This window comes from Plesiomonas sp. (genome assembly GCF_051650925.1).
Classification (GTDB): domain Bacteria; phylum Pseudomonadota; class Gammaproteobacteria; order Enterobacterales; family CAMTGL01; genus Plesiomonas.
On the sequence record NZ_JBOFRH010000199.1, the window covers coordinates 1 to 3,716 of the forward strand.

Annotated in this window: 4 protein-coding genes; 3 read left to right on the forward strand and 1 reads right to left on the reverse strand. The window is 48.6% G+C overall.

The genetic code is table 11. The annotated features are described in order from the left end of the window. The coding region (locus ACRC27_RS04805; RefSeq protein WP_438639315.1) for a transglycosylase domain-containing protein at nt 1-1,828 on the reverse strand (1,828 nt) is incomplete at its 3' end. Between the two features lie 175 nt (nt 1,829-2,003). Here ACRC27_RS04805 and pilM point away from each other — a divergent pair. The 3 genes from pilM to ACRC27_RS04820 form a co-directional block, all read left to right on the forward strand. After that, nucleotides 2,004-2,966: a type IV pilus biogenesis protein PilM gene (gene pilM, locus ACRC27_RS04810; RefSeq protein WP_438622872.1), complete on the forward strand. Its 963-nt coding sequence runs from the start codon at nt 2,004-2,006 to the stop codon at nt 2,964-2,966. Next, entirely contained in the window at nt 2,966-3,535 is a 570-nt protein-coding gene (locus ACRC27_RS04815) for a PilN domain-containing protein (protein WP_438639316.1), read from the forward strand. The genes pilM and ACRC27_RS04815 overlap by 1 nt, the downstream gene beginning before the upstream one ends. Then, a partial coding sequence (locus ACRC27_RS04820; RefSeq protein WP_438639317.1) for a hypothetical protein occupies nt 3,532-3,716 on the forward strand: 185 nt, incomplete at its 3' end. The genes ACRC27_RS04815 and ACRC27_RS04820, both read left to right, overlap by 4 nt.

A 3,716-nucleotide genomic window follows, 5' to 3' on the forward strand; every position in this document is an offset into this window, starting at 1 on the left:
TCAGTGGTTTGGTTTCCTCCAGCAATTTACCGTTTGAGTCCTCAATTTTGCTGATGAAATAAGGCGTAATTAAATAGCCACCATTGGCAAAAACTGAGTAACCGCGTGCGACAGATAGCGGGGTAAAATCAGCCGCTCCCAGCGCTAAAGACTCATAGCGGGAGATGTTGGCAGGATTAAAGCCAAAACGTTCAAGAAAATCAGCCGCAAAATTAACGCCAATAGCCCGTAATGCGCGGACCATCATCACGTTTTTTGACAGACCTAACCCTTCACGTAACCGTAGTGGGCCATCATAAACGGCAGGTGAGTTCTTTGGCCGCCAATTGCTGCCAGCACCAGAATCCCAGCGGGTAATCGGGGCGTCATTGAGAATAGTGGCTAAAGATAACCCTTTTTCTAATGCCGCGGCGTAGATAAACGGTTTAATGTTGGAGCCGACCTGACGAATTGACTGCGTTACGCGGTTAAATTTGCTCTGGTTATAGCTAAAGCCGCCAACCAGCGCTTTTACTGCGCCATTGTCTGGGTTAAGCGAAACCAGTGCGGAGTTGACATCGGGTACTTGGCCTAGCCACCAGACATCATTGAGTGATCGAACCCAAATCTGCTCACCAGCATTGAGTACTGTACGGGCACTTTTAGGGGATGCACCCTGACGGGTATCGCTAATAAACGGGCGAGCCCATTTGATACCATCCCAGTTTAGCGTAATGCTCTCACCATTACCGAGCAGCGCGGTGGCACTTTTATCCTGTACCGCCGTCACAACAGCGGCCTGAAACGGGCCATAAGTGGGTAAATTTTTCAGGCTGCTGACGATCTTACTGCTATCCCAAACCGGCTGACCACTTTTCCATAGTTGGTTAGCAGGGCCTCGGTAGCCGTGGCGCATATCGTAACCGATAACATTATCTTGCAATGCATTATCGGCCGCAGCTTGTACGCTAGAGTCAACCGTGGTGTAGACCTTAAAGCCATCGGTATATGCATCTTCACCGTAGCGGCTGAACATCTCTTGGCGAACCATTTCCGCCAAATACGGTGCATTTAATTCAATTTCAGCACCGTGATAGCTGGCAACAATCGGCTGTTTAATTGCCTCTTGATACTGGCTTTGGGTGATGTAGTTCTCTTCCCGCATCCGAGAGAGCACCACATTACGGCGGTTTTCTGAGCGAGTCAGTGAATAGAGAGGGTTCAATGTTGACGGCGCTTTAGGTAGGCCTGCAATGACCGCCATTTCACTCAACGTCAGTTGATCAATATCCTTTCCAAAGTAAACGCGTGCGGCTGCACCGACACCGTAGGCACGGTAGCCTAAATAAATTTTATTCAGGTATAGGTCAAGAATTTCGTTTTTTGTCAGTAACTGTTCTATGCGTAGCGCCAAAAAAACCTCTTTGACTTTACGCATAATGGTTTTTTCAGGGCTGAGGAAAAAGTTACGAGCTAACTGTTGGGTAATGGTACTTGCACCCTGTTTTGCATGCCCGGCGGTCAAAGAAACCAAGGCAGCTCGCAAAATTCCAATTGGATCAATACCATCATGTTGATAGAAGCGGCTATCTTCTGTTGCAATAAAGGCATTCACCAGTTGCGGTGGAATTTGTTCTAGTGTCAGGGGGATACGGCGCTTCTCACCAAACTGAGAAATCAGTTTGCCATCGGCACTGTAAACCTGCATAGGGGTTTGCAATCGGACATCACGCAACGTTGCAACATCGGGCAACTGAGGCTTGACGTAAACATATAAGCCGTACACTGAAGCGCCTCCCAGAAGGATGCAACTAAGTGTAACGACAAAAAAATACTTTATGAGCTTCACCTGAGAATTCCCGCGATTAAAGCAGCTAACGGTTTATTAACAATAAGTGCGTAGTATAAAGGCATGGCGTAAAAGGGTAACCCCTTAGCTGTTTTTTTCTTCGCACTTTCGTCAGTTTGCTTAGTTTTTTTTGATCTTTCGTCAGAAGCACATCAATAAGATGTATGGGAGAGTCATGTTTGCACGCTCTGTCAGTGTAGGGTTGGACATTGCCAGTGATGCCGTTCGGGTTGTGTGGTGCCGTTCGCGTCGACAAGGCTGGGAGCTGTTGGGTTGGCATAGCATTGCCCTGCCAACCGGCACATTTCAAGGCGACCGTTTAGTGCAACCTGAGCTGCTTAAGGGTGTATTACTTCAGGTGCAAAAAATACTGCCCCGCCGTCTGGCTCGGCTCAGTATTGCACTGCCCGGTTCGGCGGTTATGCAGAAAACCTTAATGGTGGATGCTTTTTTAACCGAGCAAGAGCGTTTATTTCGGGTGGAAGCTGAACTTCCGGCCCTGTTTCCGCTGCCACCGCATGAACTGGCATTTGATTTTCGTGCCGAAGGTGTACCTACGGCCAATGGCCGTATCAAACTGGTTGTTACGGCTGCGCGCCGTGAGCTAATGAATGAGTACCTTTCGATGTTGACACAAGGCGGTTTAACGGCGGATGTGGTGGATATTAGCCCATTAGCATTAAGGCGTGCCGTTGATCTTGCTCGCAGTGCGCTGCCAGCCGGTATTGAGTTTGGGCAACAACTGTTAGTGCATTTATCCTCACGCAACATTTTGGTCTCTTCTGTGCCGGATGCACCGCTGTTCTTTCGCGATCAACCTTTGAATATCCCACTACAAGATGATTCAACACCCTTTATTCCTGGAAATTTACTGCAAGAGCAGTGGCTCAATGAAGTGACTCGCCAGATTGGACTGATCCGTCAGATGTACCACTCAACGGGCCGTCAATCCAACGGTTTGCTGGTTAGCGGGCAGATTAATGAAAGTGAAGCGCGCTTATTGAGTGCCCAGCTTTCGATTCCAGTACAGGGTTGGTCACCCTTTGCGGGGCTTTCTTTAACGGTTAGCACACCGCAGCAAGAAGATGCATGGCCGTTTACGTTAGCCTGTGGCTTGGCTGTGTGGGAGGCAAGCTGATGAAAGGCATTAATTTATTGCCGTGGCGCGAATTGGAACGGCAGCAAAAACAGCAACTGTTTTTACAGCAAGTTTCGGTATGGGCAGGTGTCTGGTGTCTGTTGCTGGCGGCCGTATGGCTGAGTATTTCGCAGCTCAATGATACACAGCAAAACCGTTTAGCACGGCTGCAATCAGAAATCACGACCCTTGATATTAAATTGGCCGAGTTACGAGACATCAAAGCAAAAGAAGAACTGGTCAATAAGCGGATTGCCGCGGTATCGGCACTGCAACGCCAGCGTGATCAGGTCACCCGCCTGTTTAACCTCTTACCACTGGTGGTTCCGACTGGCGTGTATATCGACAAAATCACCCTAAACGGTGAGCGGGTTGAAATTACTGGCCGCAGTGAGTCTAACGTACGCCTCTCCTCGATGGTACGGCAGGTTGAATCCTCTTACTGGCTCGATGCTGTATCAATTGATGCGATTGTGGCCAACAAAGATGGCGCAAGTTTTGATGAATTCAAAATGCGTTTTCAGCTGTTATCGGAAATGAAGCAAAAGCTTGGAGAGATCAAAGGATGAGCCAGTGGAGTGAACTCGACCTCGATCAGATAGCCTACTGGCCACGCAAAATGCAGTGGATATTTATCAGCTTGGTTACCGTTATTGTCTGTGCTGCGGTGGCATGGTTTATCTTGCTGCCTGACTGGCAGGATTACCAAGATGCACAAGCTAAAGAGCAAGAGATGCTGCTGCAAATTCG